Raw genomic sequence first — 16769 nt, 5'->3', positions numbered from 1 at the left:
ATTTGGCGCTGTTGCCGGCGCCTACCACAACAGCCTGGAGCAGCAATGAAAACAGCAGTGTTCGGCTACGGTTTATCGGCGAAAGTATTTCATTTACCCTTTATCCGCCAGCAACGCGAGCTGGAGCTGGTCGCTCTGGTCACCAGTCAGTCGCAGGCGCAGTTGGACTGGCCAGCGCTTGTGATATACCCGACAGCAGCCCAGGCACTGGCGCAGCCGGACATTGAACTGGTGGTGATCACCACACCCAATCATACCCATTATGAGCTGGCCAAAGCAGCGTTACTGGCTGGCAAACATGTGCTGGTGGAAAAACCTTTTACCCTGACGCTGGCAGAAACCGATGTGTTGTTGCAGCTAGCCCGGCAGCAGCAAAAGCTGATCACCGTATTTCATAACCGGCGTTTTGATGGCGATTTTTTAACGGTGCAACAACTACTGCAGTCCGGCCAACTGGGTCGGCTACATTATATGGAATCGCGGTTTGACCGTTTCAGGCCTCAGGTGCAGCAGCGCTGGAAAGAGCAGGCCGAATACGGTGGTGGTATTTTTTATGATTTAGTGCCGCATCTGCTCGACCAGGCTTTGTTGTTATTTGGTCTGCCACTGCAGGTCAGTTGCCAGCAACGGCTGTTAAGAACCGGCAGTCAGGCGGCAGATTATTTTCAGTTGCAGTTGCATTACGCCGAGCTTGAGGTGGTGTTGGCGTCCAGTCCGGTCAACGGTTTTGATACGCAGCGTTTTATGCTGCAGGGGGACCTGGGCTGTTATCGTAAATTTGGTCTGGATCCGCAAGAACCGCAGCTAAAAGCGGGCTTAATGCCGGGACAACCAGGATATGGCATGGCGAGTGAAGAACAGGATGGGGAGTTGTGGCTGGCGCGAGCGCCTGATCCACAGCGAGTGCCGACCTTGCCAGGTCAGTATCAGCGCTTTTATCAGCAATTTTGTCAGGCGTTACAGGGCAACGCCGAACTGCCGGTGCCAGCGCTGCAGATCAGGCAATTGATGTTGGTGTTAGCGGCGGCGCAGCAAAGTGCTGCCGGAAATTGCAATGTGGCAGTGGCAGACTGAGTCCCGATGCCTTGCTGATGGCTTATTTCAGCTGCAATTGCGGATACTGAGTTTTATCCGGCAAACCAAGCAGCTTTTGCATCAGCCGGCGCTGATACGCCAGTAATTCGCCATTTTTAGCGTTCAGTTGCTGACATAAACTGTTGTGATGCTGCACTTTTTGCAGCAGTTGCTGGCTACCGAGCCGGATCCGTTCCGGCAATTGCGCCAGCAGGTTGTCCAGCCCTTGCGCGGTCAGCGGTTGTTGCAGTTGCTGCATGGCTGCTGCACGGCGACTGGCATTCTGTTGCAACTGCGCCAGCAAAGCATGGGCCTGCTGATTGAGCTGGTCCAGTTCGGCTGATTTGCGCTGACTCATCAGCAGATATTGCTGTTGCAACAAGCTGCCAAGCTGCGCTAACCACTCGCTATCCTGTGCCAAACTGCTGATAATTTGTTTCAGTGCCTGCTGATCCATCTGTGTCTCCGCTGCGTCATCGGGGAAATAGGCGATTGCTGATAACAATCCACCATCACCAGGCTGTTACTTATGAAAATCAACGATGGCTTGCGCCAGTTGGCCATCATCCAGCGTCAAAGTGCCATTGGCCAATGCCAGTTTAATCTGCGCCACTTTGGCCAGATCCACTTCCGGCTGCGTTGCCAACCCGACAAACGCCTGCTCAATAGCCTGACTGCTACCGCTGATCGCCGACTGTGGCTGTGACGCCGGATTGCTGGCGACGGATTTGTGGCTTGACGCGGCTTGCTGATCCGCTTTTGCTAACTGTCTGATTGGAAGTGTCTGCTCGATTTTTACCATCTGAAAGTCCTGTCGCTGCTGCTGCCCCGTCCGACTCGGGGCTGTGTTCTGTCAATTACTTCTGCTGCTTAATCTTTGAAGCGACCGCTCTGGTTGAAAACTTTAATTTGATTTTAAAATTGTTTGTACCGTCGCTTCCGCCACCACTTTGGCTTCAATTACAGTGCCTGAGGTTAAATTTTGTACTTTAATCCGCTCGCCATAACGGCCATCGGCCAGTGCCAGACCTTTGGTGCTGGCACTAAAACCGTCGCTTTGCACTGTGATCAGCACCTGCTCGCCGCGACTGACAAGTAGGGCTGAGCTGAGATGTTGCCGGCTGACTGGCTGGCCAGCCGCCAGGCGTTTTTTCGCCTGCATGCCAAAAAGCGGCTTTGGATCCAGCTCCAGGCCCCGTTTGCTGTGAGTTAATTCAGTTAAACGGCTGCTCAGCATCTCAGGCTGGATCAGTTCATCTTTATTAATACTACGACTGGCCACCACCAGTGGTAGCCAAACGCTGACTTTGGCGCTGGCTCGGCTTTGCCAGTGCTGGCCCGGCTCCTGACAGCGCAGAGTGTAACTGAGTCGGCCCCATGGCGCTTGTTGCGGATTGCTGCGGCTGATCTGTAGCTTGCTGCAGTTTTTTTTCCCGCTAAGGCCAGCCGGCAGTTTCAGCTCAATTTGATGTTTTGCCACAGTTTTGAGTCCTAGGCCCTGACCATAGTGGCGGATTTCAGTGCTGATATGCTGCCTGACCTGTTCGGCGATACTGGCTGCACTGTGCCATGGTAACAACCACAGTAGCCATAGCCAGAGGCGGAAGTGAAGCATATTCCGCTGCGGAAGGGGAGCTTCCGTTTTGCTGGCAAACGCTGGAGTGATTTTAAGGTAACTCATTCAATACTATAGCCTTTTGTGGGTGGCATTATTCTTGTATTAACCCGCTACTGACGATGACGAAGCGGGAACCAAGATGGATATGTTTGATAAAGCCTTAGGCGTGCATCCGTTTTCATTACAACTGCGGCTGGACAGAGCTGAGATTATCTCAGGCAATCTGGCCAATGTCGACACACCGGGTTTTCTGGCGCGCGATCTGGATTATGGCCAGATTTTGCAGCAGGTCGAAAGCAATCTGAGTGACCCTGACAGTCGTGATGGCATGGTGCTGACCGATGCTAATGTCAGAGCGGAACAAAAATACCGCATCCCGTTTCAGCCGTCGATGGATGGCAATACCGCTGAGCTCAGCGTGGAGCAGGCTAATTTTGCCGCCAACAGCATGGACTTCCAAACCAGTCTGACCTTCTTAAATATGAAAATCAGTGGTTTACATAAAGCTATCAAAGGAGATTAACGATGTCTTTTTCTGCCATTTATGACATCGGCGGCAGCGCCATGCGGGCCCAGGTGATGCGGCTGGATACTGTAGCGTCAAACCTGGCCAATGCCGATACCGCCGCCTCCAGCGAAGCAGAAGCCTACAAGGCAATTAAACCGGTGTTTTCGGCGCTGTATAGCCAGAGTTTTGATGAAGCCAGTTTGTCGGCCCAGGTGCAAACGCTTGGCGTGGTGCAGTCGGACCGCACTGTGCAAAGCCGCTATGAACCCAATAGCCCGCTCGCCAATGCTGACGGTTATGTGTTTTATTCCAACGTCAACCCAGTGGCCGAGATGGCAGACATGATGTCGGCATCCCGCGCTTTTCAGACCTCGGTCGAAGTGATGAACCGGGTGTCCAGTATGCAGCAAAGCCTGCTCAAACTTGGCCAGTAAGGAGCGCCTGATGTCGGTGATGAATACGCTTAATCCACTGAACAGCGCCCAAACTGCGGCGCAACAAGCCGGTGCCAGTCAGGCGATTGCCGCCAATGGCAAGCCGGATGCGGCTGGCATGTCCAGTATGTTTCTGGAATTGCTGGTGGCCCAAATCAGCCATCAGAATCCGCTCAATCCAATGGATGGCACCCAGTATGTCAGCCAATTGGCCGAATTTAGCAGTGTGGAGAGTCTGGAAAAAATCAGTCTGCAATCGTCGCAGCAGCTGGGTTATATGAAAAGTTTGCAGGCGATGGAAGCAACCAGCCTGGTCGGGCAAAAAGTTGATGTCAAAGCCGATACCCTGTCGCTGGAAACCACTGCAGCCGTGGCTGGCGCTGTCAATCTGGGCGCTAAAACCGAACAACTGACGCTCAAGCTCTATGACGCTAAAGGCGAGCTGGTCGAAGAGCTGACGGTGGAAAATCCAGCCATTGGTACTGTGCGTTTTGCTTTCCCGCCGCAAGAGGCCGGTGCTTACCGGGTGCAGGCGGAAGTGCGCACCAGTCAGGGCAGTCAGGCGGTGCCGACTTACCTGACCAATGAGGTGGAGCGGGTCTCGGTGGGTGCCGGACCGGATGACATTATTTTGCAGGTCAATGGCCTCGGTAATCACTACTTGTTTGATATCAATCAGTTGTCGAAGGCAACACAAAGTTAAAGGATGTAGTTATGTCTATGTTTAACATTGGCCTGAGTGGTTTGTCTTCGACTCAGCGGGCGTTGGAAGTGACCAGTAATAATATCGCCAACGCCAGTACCGCCGGTTATAAAACCGCCAGTAGTGAATTTTCCGCTATTTATAATGGCGGCCAGCGCAGTGGCGTCAATGTGGCTGCGGTGAATGAGAACTTTGAAAAAACCGGTAACTTGGTCAAAACCGGCCAGAATCTGGACCTTGCCATCACCGGCAAAGGCTTTTTTGTGGTGGCGGAAAATGGCCGGTTGGCCTTTAGCCAGGCCGGACAGTTTGGCTTAGATGCCGACCGCCATATCATCAATAACAATGGCAATAAACTGCAGGGTTTTGGTATTGATGAAAGAGGCAATCTGATCCCGGGCGTGTTAACAGATTTAAAGATTGAAGCGGCCAATATTCCGGCCAAAGCTACTGAAAATATTCAATTTTCGCTCAATTTAAATTCAGCCAGCGGTTTGATTCCGCTGAAAATTAACACCACAACGCCAACAGCCTCAACGCCAAAAGCCAACGCTTTTGATCCAAAAAACGGCGGCGCTTTTAACTATTCTCAGTCCAGCGAAGTGTTTGATTCGCTTGGTAATAGCCATACACTGACCCAGTACTTTAACCACAGCGGCCCGAATCAGTGGGATGTGGTGTATTACATGGATGGCAAGCCACTCACCGCTGATGCGCTGAATTGGACCGGCAAAACGGGCACGCCAACCCTGACTGCTGCGCTCGATAGCGCTGGCAATGTGGTTGAGAACGTCGGTGTGCTGCGGATGACCTTCGGTACTGATGGCCAGCTGTTGCCACTGGCGAATCCGGCTACTTTGCCAGCCGATGATAACAACATCACAGATGCCGCTGGTCGGCGTAAAGTCAGTATCAGTTTTAACCCGGACGGTGCCAGTCCGATGGCTGTCCAATTGAATTTAGTCAAATCCACCCAGTTTGGCAGTGCCTTTGGTTTATATGAAAACAAAGCCGATGGCTTTACCTCTGGTGAGTTTAGCGGTGTATCTGTGGCTGAAGATGGCAAAGTGCTGGCCACTTTCTCCAATGGCGCCACCAAATTACAAGGTCAGATTGCGCTGGCGTCATTTGCCAATCCACAGGGCTTAGAGTCTGCCAACAATACTATGTGGTACGCCAGTGAACAGTCGGGGGCAGCCATTATCGGCGCCGCGGGCGAAGGCAGTTTTGGCAAGCTGCTGGCGGGCTCCTACATGGGCTCGAATGTTGATATCAGTGGCCAGTTGGTGGATTTAATGTCGTTCCAGCAAAGTTATCAGGCCAATGCCAAAACCATCAGCACCGCTGATGAAATGATGCAAATTCTGTTTAATGCGGTCTAGGAGTAACAGATGGAAAGGTTAATTCATACCGCGGTGTCTGGTGCTGAGCTGGCGCAAACGGCGCTGCGCATCACTGCCAATAACCTCGCCAACGTCAATACCGTTGGTTTTAAAGCCGATATGGAGCAAGCAAAAGCGCTGCAGGTGACAGGCGAAGGTTTTCGCACCCGCTTTCAGGCACAGTTGCAGCCGGTGGCCACCGACTTAAGTGCCGGTGCTGTGATGGAAACTGGCCGTGATCTGGATCTTGCCGTGAGCGCAGAAGGCCTGATTGCAGTGTCAGATGCCGATGGCAATGAAGCTTATACCAGAGCCGGTGAATTACAGGTGGGCGCCGATGGCCGGCTGACGGTGCATGGTTATGCGGTGCAGGGACTGGGCGGCGATATTCAGTTGCCGGAGTTTGGCGATATCGATATCAGCGCCGACGGCACCTTAAATCTGCTGCCGGTCGGTGGTGGTGTGATTGAGCAGGATGAACGCATCAAGCTGGTCAGTGCCCGTGATGTGGTCTTAGTCAAAGGCGATGATGGTTTACTCAGAGCCAGAGACGGCAATCCGCTGGAGCAGGATCCGGCAGTGACAGTGCGCAGTGGCGTGCTGGAAGGGTCCAACGTCAATGCGGTGGAAGAGATGGTCAGCACCATGAATATCAGCCGGCAGTTTGAACTGAACCTCAAGATGATGAAAACCGCCGACGAGCTGGCGGTATCCGGCAATAAACTGATTAGCGGCTAACGGAGCAACGACAATGAATTCAGCATTATGGGTCAGCAAAACCGGTCTGGCGGCGCAGGATATGCGGATGACCACCATTTCTAACAACCTGGCCAACGTCAATACCGTTGGTTTTAAAAAAGATCGGGTGGTGTTTGAAGACTTGTTTTATCAGGTGCAGCGCCAGCCTGGCACCCAGGCCGATGAACTGAACCAGGTCCCAGCTGGCATCCAGGTCGGAACTGGGGTGCGGGTCAATGGCACCCAGAAAGTTTTTACCGAAGGCAGTTTTGAAACCACCAATAATCAGCTTGATGTCGCTATTACTGGGCAGGGTTTTTTCCAGATTGAAAGCCCGGATGGCGAAATGTTGTATTCGCGCAACGGCCAGTTTCATGTTAATGCCGATGGTCTGCTGACCAACGGCAATGGTTTACCGCTGGCGCAGAATATCACCATTCCACCTGAGGCCACCAAAGTGACCATCGGCACTGACGGCACAGTGTCGGCGCAAATTGCCGGTCAGGATGAATTATTGCAATTAGGCCAAATCCTGACGGTGAGTTTTGTCAATCCGGCCGGGCTGGAAGCGCTGGGCGGCAATTTGTACCGGGCCACCGCTGGCTCAGGCGAAGCGCTGGAAGGGGTGCCGGGTGAAGAGGCTTTTGGCCAGTTACAGCAATACACGGTGGAAGGTTCTAACGTCAGTGTGGTGGACGAAATGGTCAATATGATTGCCGTGCAACGGGCTTATGAAATGAATGCCAAGGTGGTATCGGCGGCCGATGACATGCTGAATTTTATCACCCAGACCATGTAAGCCAAGCCCGGAGGAGCGCCTTGATGAAGATATCGCCTTCTGCGAAAGCCAGTGGTACTGTGACCCGCAACAACAGCAGCGCCAAGTACCGGCTGCTTGGCGGTCTGTGCTGGCTGTGGCTGCTGGCTGCCTGTAGCAGTACGCCGGACAGCCCTTTGGCCGATGCCGATGACTGGGAAAGTACCGCACCGCCGCTGCTCAGTCAGGACGCACCGCCAGCCAGTGCCGGCAGTCTGTATGCCGATGGTTATATGTTTACCTTATTTGCTGACAAAAGAGCTTACCGGGTTGGCGATATTCTGACGGTGTCGCTGGATGAACGCACCCAATCGAGCAAAAGTGCGGACAGCGCACTGGATCGCAGCAGTAAAGTCAATATGGCGGTGCCGCTGGCAGGCAACGCCAATGTGTCGGATCTAGCCTTACAGTTGGGGTCGGGTCAGAACTTCGAAGGCGAAAGCAGTGCCAGTCAGCAGAATTTTTTACGGGGTGCTATCACAGTGCGGGTGATGGAAGTGGCCGCCAATGGCGCTTTAACCATTCGCGGCGAAAAGTGGATCAAACTTAATCAGGGCGATGAGTATATCCGCTTACAAGGCGTGGTCAGGCCGGAAGATATTGATGTCACCAATCGCATTTCCTCACAGCGGATTGCCGATGCCCGTATTACTTATGCCGGCAAAGGCACGCTGGCCGATGGCGCAGAGCCTGGTTGGCTCACCAAGTTGTTTTCTTCTTATCTGAACTTTTTCTGACAGGCGGCCAGTAATGATGTTAACGACAACACGCCTTCGGGCAACAGGTCAGCGCTTGGCTGGCGTCAGTGTGCTGCTGCTGTGTTTATGCGGTTTGGCCCAGGCTGGCGCCCAGGCGGCCAGCCGGCCTTTGCTGGATATCGTCGATATTCAGGGTATTCGGGATAACCAGCTAGTGGGTTATGGTCTGGTGGTCGGCTTGCCTGGTTCCGGTGATAAAGCGCAGGTAAAATTTGCTGCTCAGTCGCTGAACAATATGCTGAAACAGTTTGGCGTGCAGTTGGATGAAGCGACTTTACCTAAATCAAAAAACGTTGCTGCAGTGGCGGTGCAAGCTACACTGCCACCGATGGGCAGTCCGGGTCAGGCCATAGATGTCACTATTATGTCGCTGGGGGATGCCAAAAGTTTGCATGGTGGCAGTCTGATGCTGACACCGCTGCGTGGCGTCGATGGCAAAGTTTATGCGCTGGCGCAAGGCAATCTGGTGGTCGGTGGCATTAAAGCTGAAGGCCAGAATGGTTCTTCGGTCACGGTCAATGTGCCAACCGCCGGCATTATCCCGGGCGGCGCTATTATTGAGCGCAGTGTTGAATCGCTGCAGCAGGACGCCGATCTGGTACTGAACCTGAAAAAGCCCAATCATAAAACTGCCCGCAATGTGGTCAAAGCCATCAACGAGATGTTTGGCCCCAAGGTGGCCCGCGCCGAAAACTGGGCCAAGCTGGTAGTGAGTGCGCCAAGGGATGCCGACAGCCGTAATACCTTTATGGCGATGTTGCAGGACATCAGGGTGGATGAAGGTTCACAGCGGCCACGGGTGGTATTTAACAGCCGCACCGGCACAGTGGTGATCAGCGATGAAGTTCGGGTCAAACGTGCCGCTGTCAGTCATGGCAACCTGACTATTACCATCAGTGAGCAGGAAGGGGCTATCCAGCCGCTGCCCTTTAGTCAGGGCCGGACTGTGCCAACCCAAAGCAGCGGCGTTGATGTCAGTCAGCAAACCGCCAATATGATGGTGTGGCCGGAAGGCACCTCGCTCGATACCATAGTGCAGGCGGTCAATAGCCTGGGCGCCACTCCGACTGAATTGATGTCGATTTTACTGGCGCTGGATAAAGCCGGGGCGCTGGACGCTGATGTGGTGGTGATTTAATGCAACGAATTGATGGACTCCCGCTGATGAGCAGCAGCCAGCAACTGGCGTTTGATCCGCAACAAGTGATAGCGCCGAATCTGGATGACGCCCAGTCGCTGCAGCACGCGGCTGAGCAGTTTGAAACTTTGTTCCTGCAACTGGTGCTGAAAAATATGCGCACCGCCAGTGATGCGGTGAGCGGCGACGAAGGCATGTTCAGTAGCAACGAGCAGCAACTGCTTCGCGATATGTACGACGGCCAGCTGGCGCAGCAGATGGCAGGTCAGAGCCAGACCGGGCTTGCGGCGCAGATAATCCGGCAATTTACCGCCCCAACCGACGGCGTAGCCACAGCTGCCAGCAGTCAGCAGCAAAATAATTCGGCAGCGCTATTTAAGTTTTCGGCTGAAGCTGTCGCTGTAACTGGTTATCCGTCAGAGTCAACTGTGGCAGCGCCGCAGTTATCTGCTCGGCCTTACCAGGATTTTGGCAGCAGAGCGCTGAGTCAGCCTTTGCTGGTGCCACAGCGTCACAGTGAGAAAACGTCATGAGCATGTTGTTAAACGGGGTATCGGGTTTACATGCCGCCGGTGCGGGCTTAACTATCGTCAGCCAGAACGTCGCCAATGCCAAAGTGGCCGGTTACAGTCGCCAGACAGTGGTGCTGCAGACCAGCGAAGGGGCGCTCAATGGCGTCAAGATCAACAAAATCGAACGGGTGGTGGATAACTTCCTGAACGAAGATATCTGGCGCACCCAGTCCGACAGTGGTTATTACCGCAGTTATCAGGATTACCTGGGGTATCTGGAACAAGTACTGGGCACAGATTCGCTGAATCTGAACGATGCAGTAGCGAAATTAAATTCTGCTTTTAATGCCTCCTTGTCGGCACCAGAGTCACCGGCCTACCGGCAGCAGGTGATTTCATCCGCCAGTGCCATGGTGCAGAATTTACAACAACTGGACGGCGCTCTTAGTGGCCAGATGGCAAAATTAGGCTTTGAAATCAAAGCTGTCACTGATAACAGCAATGGTTTGTTGCAACAGCTGGCTGAGCTCAATAGCAGTATCAGCAAAGCCACTGCGCTGGGTCATGATACCGCCACTTTACTCGACAATCGCGAGCGGGCGGTGCAGCAACTGGCCAGTTTTATCCAGTTGGATGTAATGCCGCAGGCGGATGGCACTATCCAGATTGCGACCAGCAACGGCGCGCCGCTGCTGATGTCAGACCGCGCTGCCACTTTAACGGTGGCGGGGACCAGTGTCAGTTTGCAGTTTAATCAGCAGCAGTTTGCCGTCCCTGCCACCACCGGCGGTAGCTTAGGCGGTTTGTTAAAAGTACAAACGGAAGTGCTGGTGCCGGCCAGACAGGAACTCAGTACGCTGGTGCAGAATATCGCCAGCTCGGTTAACAGCAAACTGGCGGAAGGTTTTGATTTAAATGGCAATGTTGGGGCGGCTTTATTTACCTTTGCTGCTGCCGATCCGCTTGGCAGTATTCAGATCAATCCAACGCTGACAGCGGAACAGCTGGCCTTTCGTGGTCGGGTCAGTGATGGCGCTGGCGGCTGGCAACCGGCGGGTGGTAAAGGTGACAATACCAATCTGGTACAGGTGATTAGTGCCCTCAAAGGCGGTGCTGCTGGTTATGACGGTTTGATTGGTAAAGTAGCCATTCAGAGCAAACAAGTGCAGGCCAGCGTGAAAACCGCCCAGGTACTGAATGACAAAGCATTGGCTGCCCGCGCCAGCGTCAGCGGCGTGAATCTGGATGAAGAAGCGGCCAATCTGAGTTATTACCGTCAGCTCTATGAAGCCAATGCCAAGGTGATCAGCACGGCTGATCAGATGTTTAATACCCTGATGGGCATGTTCTGAGGATATTTTTATGCGGATAAGCAGTAGTCAGTTTCATGACACCACCATCAGAAACATTCAGCAAAGCAGTGAAAAATACAGTCAGTTGTCGGTACAACTGGCCAGCAATAAAAAAATCACCCGACCATCCGATGATCCGCTGGGCAGTGTGCTGGTATTGCGGCTCAATTCCGAGCTGACCTCGCTGGAGCAATATGGCGAAAATATGGGGCTGGTGACGTACACGCTGCGCCAGCAAGAAACCCAACTGACCAGTATCAATCATTTATTGTTATCGGTGCAGTCACTGACCACTGCGGCAGCCGATGGCTCTTATGGCACGACTGAGTTACAAGCCATGGCCAACGAGATGGCAGTGCTGATGCCGGGCATTGCCGATTTACTCAATGCCCGTGATGGCAATGGCAATTATTTGTTTGCTGGTAGCGAAATTGACCAGCCGCCTTTTGTGCAGGATGCGAGCGGGCAGTACCAGTATCAGGGCGATAGCCTGGTCCGCAAGGTGGCGGTGGCAGAAAATACCCTGGTCGATGCCAATATCATTGGCAGTGATGTGGTGCCAGGCGCGGCTTTTTTAAATGATTTGCAGGCTTATGTCAGTTTGCTGCAGTCACCACCAGCCACAGGTGCCGGTGCACAGTCGCGGTTGATGCTGGATAAACTCAGTAGCGTGCTTGGCAATGTCAGCAATGCGGTCACCAAAATTGGTGGCATCGTCAGCTCACTGGAGTCGCTGGAAAATACCAACAGCGAAATTTCATTATTTACTGAGAACTTACGCGATGATTTGTCCGTGGTGCATTATCCGTCGGCTTATATTGAAATGAATAATGCACTGGCGTCTTATGAAGCCACGCTCAAAGTCTATGGCTCAGTGTCGCAACTGAGTTTATTCCGCCAGTTATAAGGTTGCCCTGATGCTGATTGAGAGTCTGAAATCAAGTTCTGCCGTTGCCAGCAGCGCCGCTAGTCAGGCTGGCCGCGCAGCGCAGACGGTCGCGACTGGTGTCAGTGGTCGGCAAAGTGCCAACAGCCATTTGCAACAACAGCTAGACACGCTCAGCCAATGGAGCCTCAGCGCTGATGTGTCGAGGCAACTGGCGAAAAATCAGCAGGCAGAGCAGCAATTACGGCAACTGTATCAGCAGTTGGAACAACTGAAAAAACAGTTAAATCAACCACAAAGCCCTGGCCAGCAGCAACAGCTGCGCGAGCAATTATTGCAATTGCAAAACCAGCTTAAGCATAAAGACAGTGCAGTGCGGCCTGAATTACAACTGAGCCAGCAACCTTTAACCAGTGTCAGTGCCAAGCTGAGTCATCAAATTGATTTGCTGAGTCCGCGCAAGCAAAGCGAACAACTGAGTTTTCGGCTGGCTGATGGTCAGCAAGTGCAGTTGTCGCTGGCGGCCAATCAAAGCGCTGAGCAGAATCTGTCGCAGTTGCAACAGGCTTTTACCGGTGCTGGTGTGCAGGTGAGCGTCCAGGCTGGGCAGTTGCAGTTCAGCACCAAAGCGGCAGAGGCACAAAAATTAACCCAGCCCTGGCAAATGCAGGGCGAGGGCATTCGGGTCGCCGCCGGTAATCCTATTAGTGTGCGGTTACAGCCTGTCAGTGGGCCATTGCAGGTGCTGGCTGAACAGGCATTGCAACTGGAGAATCAGCAGGCTTATCAGGCCGACATCAGCCAGGTGCAGCAAAAATTACAGACAGTATTACGCCAGGTGCAGGCCGAGCGGCAAGAGCTGCTGGCGAAGTTAAATAGTCTGCGCCTAGCCGGCAATCGGCAGACGGCAGAGGATGTTGCTGTGGTCAGCCAGGAGCTTAAGCAACAAATGCAAACCGGTGCGGCTGCATCGCTGGCAGCCATTATGGCGCAAGGCAATGTCAGCCGGAGTCTGGTGGAATTTGCGCTGTCGGATAGGCGCTAGTCTCATTTGGACGATGCATTGCCAACACAGCTGCGAAAAATTCTGAAATAAATTTTAGTTCCTGCCTGAGCTGGTCGCTGTTAAGAGGTGAGCATCAATAAGGAGCACTCAACATGGCTTTATCTATTCAATCAAACGCAGCAGCCACCACTATCCGCAATCAGTTAAACCGCACCAACGATGGTTTATCGGTGGCGTTAGAGCGGTTAGGCACAGGTTTTCGCATTAACTCAGCCAAAGACGATGCGGCTGGTTTACAAATCGCCTCACGCTTAAGCGCACAGTTAGTGGGGCAGGAAACGGCGATCAATAACTCAAACAATGCAATTTCAATGCTGCAAACGGCGGAAGGCGCTTTTGATGAAATGACCAATATCGTCTACCGGATGAAAGAACTGGCGACGCAGGGCGCTAACGGTACCAACTCAACTGACGAATACACCGCATTAAGTGGTGAATATACGGCGTTAGCAGGTGAGCTGGATAATATTCTGAAAAATACCTCTTATGGCAGTGGTACCAACCTGTTATCCGCTACCGGTAAATTTGGTGTGGCAGGCGGGGTGACCTTCCAGATCGGTGCCAGTGGTACTGAAACCTTAACGGTGAATATTTCGGCGGCTTTGGGCACTGTCACCAGCGGCGTGGCAGCACCTGGTGCATTAACCAACCAAACCACCTCAAATACCGCCATCGGCACGCTGGACACTTTATTGCAAAATATCGGCACCGCCCGTTCTTCACTGGGTGCCAGCATGAACCGGCTGGACCATACCATCAATAACTTAGGCAATATGACCGAAAACACCGGCGCGGCCAAGAGCCAGCTGATGGATGCTGATTTTGCCAAAGAAACTTCCAATATGACCAAACAGCAACTGTTGCTGAACTCAGGTATTTCGGTGCTGAGTACCGCCAACAGCACCACGCAGATGGTTAGTCAGTTATTGCGTTAATCCGTCAGGCCGCTGGCAGTCGGCGGCCTTGATGTGCTTTGCATGGCTTGTGCAACCTGGGCTGGTCCCAGGTTTTTTTAGCCAATTTATTCAAGTTTCACTGCAGTTTTGTCGCTTTATAGTTTTGAGCATCATTAAGGAGCACTCAGCATGGCTTTATCAATTCAATCAAATGCAGCAGCTACCACCATTCGCAATCAGTTAAACCGCACCAACGATGGTTTATCAGTGGCGTTAGAGCGGTTAGGCACAGGTTTTCGCATCAACTCAGCCAAAGACGATGCGGCTGGTTTACAAATCGCCTCACGTTTAAGCGCGCAGTTAGTGGGTCAGGAAACGGCCATCAATAACTCAAATAATGCCATTTCAATGCTACAGACCGCCGAAGGCGCTTTTGATGAGATGACCAATATCACTTACCGGATGAAAGAGCTGGCAACTCAGGCCGCTAACGGTACCAACTCTGAGTCTGAATATGCCGCCTTTGATGGTGAGTTCCAGGCGCTGAAAACAGAGCTGACCAACATTATGACCAACACCTCCTTTGGTAGCGGCACTAAGCTGTTAACAGGTGGTAAGTTTGCTACTGCGGTCAGCTTCCAGATTGGTGCTTCAGCGGCCGAAACTTTAACTGTGGATATTACTGCAGAGTTAGGCGATGTTGACCTGACAACGCTGGGCGATTTGGCCTGGGATACCAGTTCTACGCTTAGTCAGACTGGCGCCAGAACCGAAATTACCGCACTGGATGCTTTCCTGGGTGCTGTCGGCGCGGCGCGCTCTAAACTGGGTGCCAGCATGAACCGCCTTGACCATACCATCAATAACTTAGGCAATATGACCGAAAACACCGGTGCGGCCAAAAGCCAGCTGATGGATGCTGATTTTGCCAAAGAAACGTCCAATATGACCAAGCAGCAACTGTTGCTGAACTCAGGTATTTCGGTGCTGAGCACAGCCAACAGCACCACGCAGATGGTGAGCCAGCTGTTACGTTAATACAGAGGCCCCGGTGCAATAGCGCCGGGGTTTTCAGCCTTAGTCGCTGCTGGTAAGTGCGGCGATTAAGGCTTTAGACCCCCCCTTTCAGCAGCAGGATCAAACGATGGCGTTTTCCAGTATAGATCCGGCCTACTTGGCCAAACAGTACACCCAGATTGAACGGGCCGGTAAAGACGAAGTGCTGAAGACTCAGCAAAATCGTTTCAGCGGACTGATTTCGTCGTTTAAAAAACTGGAAACCAGCCTTGGCAGCATGCAAGACATGCTGAAAAAATTCACCACTGAGCTGGATTTACTGAGTAACACCGGTAAGAGCAGCAGTGAAGAAGTGCTGACGATTAAAACGTCCGGCAAGGCTGTGGCCGGTGATTATGAAATTTTCGTGCAGCAGCTCGCGCAGCGCCATCAGTTATCCTTGTCGTTTCAAAGCACCGATCTGCTACCGGCCAATGGTCAGTTGGAACTGACGGTGGCAGGCCAGGAGTTTGCAGTAGATCTCGCCGGTCTGCCCGCTGGTTCTGGCATCAGTGCACTGGCGGATGCGATTAATAAAAAAGCCGATAACAGCGGCGTGCAGGCCACAGTCATGCGCAGCGGCGCTCAGTCTTTTTTAGTGCTGACCAGTAAAGACTCAGGCGCAGCCAAAGCCATCAGTCTGAATTTTGTAGCAGGGGCTGATACTACGGGCGCGGATGTCAGTGCGGCGGTGGCCGGAGCGACTCAGCTAAAAGCGGCGCAGGATGCCATTGTTAAAGTCGGTGCACAAAACCCGATTACAGTGACTGCCGATAAAAATGAATTGAGTGATGTCATCAGCGGGGTCACGCTGGAGCTGAAAAAAGCCCAGGCTGGCGCTGATATCCCGGTCAAGGTGACAGTGAAACAAGATCCGGCGGCGGTGGAAGAGAAGCTGAAAAAGTTTGTCGACAGCTACAATGCGCTGATGAAGCAGATCAGCAGCGACAGTGGTCTCAGTTCTGACAGTATGGCCAGAGCAATCAGCAATCAGTTGCGGCAAGCCTTTCAGAAAACCTATCAGGGGACGGCACTCACCACGGTTGGGCTGGAATTTGATCGCAATGGCGTATTGTCGGTGAATAAAACCAAACTGGAAAAAGCGCTGGCCGATAATCCAGCCCGGCTCGAACAGATGCTGGTGGCTGACAATAGTTTATTCACCGGACTTAAAGATGTGCTGGAGCCTTACACCAAAAGATTTGGTGTGCTTAAAGACAAACAACAAAGTTTACAGGGCAGTCTGGATATGGTGACCACCAAACAGAAGCGCCATGACTATTCGATGGATCTGGTTTACAAGCGATATCTGGCACAGTTTACCCAAATGCAGGTGACCATAGCGCAGTTGGAAGGCTCGATGTCACAATTTGGTTCTTAATGATAAAAAGTCGGTCTTTTCCGCCAGTTAGACAAAGAGGTACAGATGTTAGATTTTGCTCAAGGTTATCAGGCCTACCAACATACCAGTGTCAATGTGAAAGCTTCAGGTGCCGATATTCACAGTCTGGTGCAGATGTTATTTGATGGTTTCCTGGATGAACTGGCCAGAGTCGAAGGCCATATGCAGGCCAAACGTTTTGATAAAAAAGCCATTGGTATGGAAAAACTGCTGAAAATTCTCGGCGGGCTGGATGCTTCACTGGATCTGGAGAAAGGCGGTGAAGTGGCGCTGAATATGCACCGACTGTACGAATTCTGCGGCCACAACCTGCTCAAAGCCAGCTTAAAAAATGACCTGGGCGAGCTGGCGCAGATCCGCACTGTGATGACCGATTTACAACAAGGCTGGCAGGGTTTATTAAGCCGGCAGGCTGGTTAGCAGCCAAGG

General features: G+C 52.6%; 20 protein-coding genes. 17 read left to right on the top strand and 3 right to left on the bottom strand.

Annotated elements, in window-relative coordinates:
- Window positions 1-45 precede the first annotated feature (45 nt).
- Window positions 46-1074, top strand: coding sequence for an oxidoreductase (locus tag AC53GJ_RS16545; protein WP_496729365.1), 1029 nt, complete (start codon window positions 46-48; stop codon window positions 1072-1074).
- Window positions 1075-1096: 22 nt separating this feature from the next.
- On the opposite strand, the gene flgN is transcribed toward AC53GJ_RS16545, so the two are convergent.
- From flgN to flgA, 3 genes are all read right to left on the bottom strand, one after another.
- Window positions 1097-1531: a flagellar export chaperone FlgN gene (gene flgN, locus AC53GJ_RS16540; protein ID WP_496729364.1), complete on the bottom strand. Its 435-nt coding sequence runs from the start codon at window positions 1529-1531 to the stop codon at window positions 1097-1099.
- Between the two features lie 66 nt (window positions 1532-1597).
- Window positions 1598-1876: a flagellar biosynthesis anti-sigma factor FlgM gene (gene flgM, locus AC53GJ_RS16535; protein WP_496729362.1), complete on the bottom strand. Its 279-nt coding sequence runs from the start codon at window positions 1874-1876 to the stop codon at window positions 1598-1600.
- A 102-nt stretch (window positions 1877-1978) separates the two neighbouring features.
- Entirely contained in the window at window positions 1979-2689 is a 711-nt protein-coding gene (gene flgA, locus AC53GJ_RS16530) for a flagellar basal body P-ring formation chaperone FlgA (RefSeq protein ID WP_496729360.1), read from the bottom strand.
- A gap of 142 nt (window positions 2690-2831) precedes the next feature.
- Between flgA and flgB the strand changes: the two genes are divergently transcribed.
- The 16 genes from flgB to fliS all read left to right on the top strand — a co-directional run bounded on the left by flgB (window position 2832) and on the right by fliS (window position 16760).
- Window positions 2832-3215, top strand: coding sequence for a flagellar basal body rod protein FlgB (flgB, locus tag AC53GJ_RS16525; RefSeq protein WP_496729358.1), 384 nt, complete (start codon window positions 2832-2834; stop codon window positions 3213-3215).
- Between the two features lie 2 nt (window positions 3216-3217).
- Complete coding sequence (gene flgC, locus AC53GJ_RS16520) at window positions 3218-3634, top strand: flagellar basal body rod protein FlgC (RefSeq protein ID WP_496729356.1); 417 nt, start codon at window positions 3218-3220, stop codon at window positions 3632-3634.
- A 10-nt stretch (window positions 3635-3644) separates the two neighbouring features.
- On the top strand, window positions 3645-4337 hold the full coding sequence (locus tag AC53GJ_RS16515; protein ID WP_496729354.1) for a flagellar hook assembly protein FlgD: 693 nt from the start codon (window positions 3645-3647) through the stop codon (window positions 4335-4337).
- A gap of 11 nt (window positions 4338-4348) precedes the next feature.
- Window positions 4349-5719, top strand: a complete 1371-nt coding sequence (locus tag AC53GJ_RS16510; RefSeq protein ID WP_496729353.1) for a flagellar hook protein FlgE — start codon at window positions 4349-4351, stop codon at window positions 5717-5719.
- Window positions 5720-5728: 9 nt separating this feature from the next.
- Window positions 5729-6457, top strand: a complete 729-nt coding sequence (locus tag AC53GJ_RS16505; protein WP_496729351.1) for a flagellar basal body rod protein FlgF — start codon at window positions 5729-5731, stop codon at window positions 6455-6457.
- Between the two features lie 13 nt (window positions 6458-6470).
- Complete coding sequence (gene flgG, locus AC53GJ_RS16500) at window positions 6471-7256, top strand: flagellar basal-body rod protein FlgG (protein ID WP_496729349.1); 786 nt, start codon at window positions 6471-6473, stop codon at window positions 7254-7256.
- A gap of 23 nt (window positions 7257-7279) precedes the next feature.
- Window positions 7280-8011 carry a flagellar basal body L-ring protein FlgH gene (gene flgH / locus AC53GJ_RS16495; RefSeq protein WP_496729347.1) on the top strand — a complete coding sequence of 244 codons (732 nt, stop codon included), beginning with the start codon at window positions 7280-7282 and terminating at the stop codon, window positions 8009-8011.
- Window positions 8012-8024: 13 nt separating this feature from the next.
- A complete protein-coding gene (locus tag AC53GJ_RS16490) occupies window positions 8025-9170 on the top strand; it encodes a flagellar basal body P-ring protein FlgI (protein ID WP_496729345.1) in 1146 nt (381 codons plus the stop codon).
- A complete protein-coding gene (locus AC53GJ_RS16485) occupies window positions 9170-9703 on the top strand; it encodes a rod-binding protein (protein ID WP_496729344.1) in 534 nt (177 codons plus the stop codon). The genes AC53GJ_RS16490 and AC53GJ_RS16485 overlap by 1 nt, the downstream gene beginning before the upstream one ends.
- Window positions 9700-11034 (top strand): flagellar hook-associated protein FlgK, encoded by a 1335-nt coding sequence (flgK, locus tag AC53GJ_RS16480; protein ID WP_496729342.1) that lies wholly within the window; start codon window positions 9700-9702, stop codon window positions 11032-11034. The genes AC53GJ_RS16485 and flgK overlap by 4 nt, the downstream gene beginning before the upstream one ends.
- Window positions 11035-11044: 10 nt before the next feature.
- Complete coding sequence (flgL, locus tag AC53GJ_RS16475) at window positions 11045-11941, top strand: flagellar hook-associated protein FlgL (RefSeq protein ID WP_496729341.1); 897 nt, start codon at window positions 11045-11047, stop codon at window positions 11939-11941.
- Window positions 11942-11951: 10 nt separating this feature from the next.
- On the top strand, window positions 11952-12965 hold the full coding sequence (locus tag AC53GJ_RS16470) for a hypothetical protein (RefSeq protein ID WP_496729339.1): 1014 nt from the start codon (window positions 11952-11954) through the stop codon (window positions 12963-12965).
- 113 nt (window positions 12966-13078) lie between these two features.
- The gene (locus tag AC53GJ_RS16465) at window positions 13079-13921 is read left to right on the top strand and encodes a flagellin N-terminal helical domain-containing protein (protein WP_496729338.1); all 843 of its coding nucleotides are present in this window, start codon (window positions 13079-13081) and stop codon (window positions 13919-13921) included.
- A 150-nt stretch (window positions 13922-14071) separates the two neighbouring features.
- Window positions 14072-14920 carry a flagellin N-terminal helical domain-containing protein gene (locus AC53GJ_RS16460; RefSeq protein ID WP_496729336.1) on the top strand — a complete coding sequence of 283 codons (849 nt, stop codon included), beginning with the start codon at window positions 14072-14074 and terminating at the stop codon, window positions 14918-14920.
- A 106-nt stretch (window positions 14921-15026) separates the two neighbouring features.
- Window positions 15027-16319, top strand: a complete 1293-nt coding sequence (gene fliD, locus AC53GJ_RS16455) for a flagellar filament capping protein FliD (protein WP_496729334.1) — start codon at window positions 15027-15029, stop codon at window positions 16317-16319.
- 45 nt (window positions 16320-16364) lie between these two features.
- Entirely contained in the window at window positions 16365-16760 is a 396-nt protein-coding gene (gene fliS, locus AC53GJ_RS16450) for a flagellar export chaperone FliS (RefSeq protein ID WP_496729332.1), read from the top strand.
- Window positions 16761-16769: the final 9 nt, after the last annotated feature.

This window comes from Rheinheimera sp. B2H12, assembly GCF_059620065.1.
The sequence above is the reverse complement of the archived record's forward strand: the minus strand, read 5'-3'. Positions and strand labels throughout refer to the sequence as shown.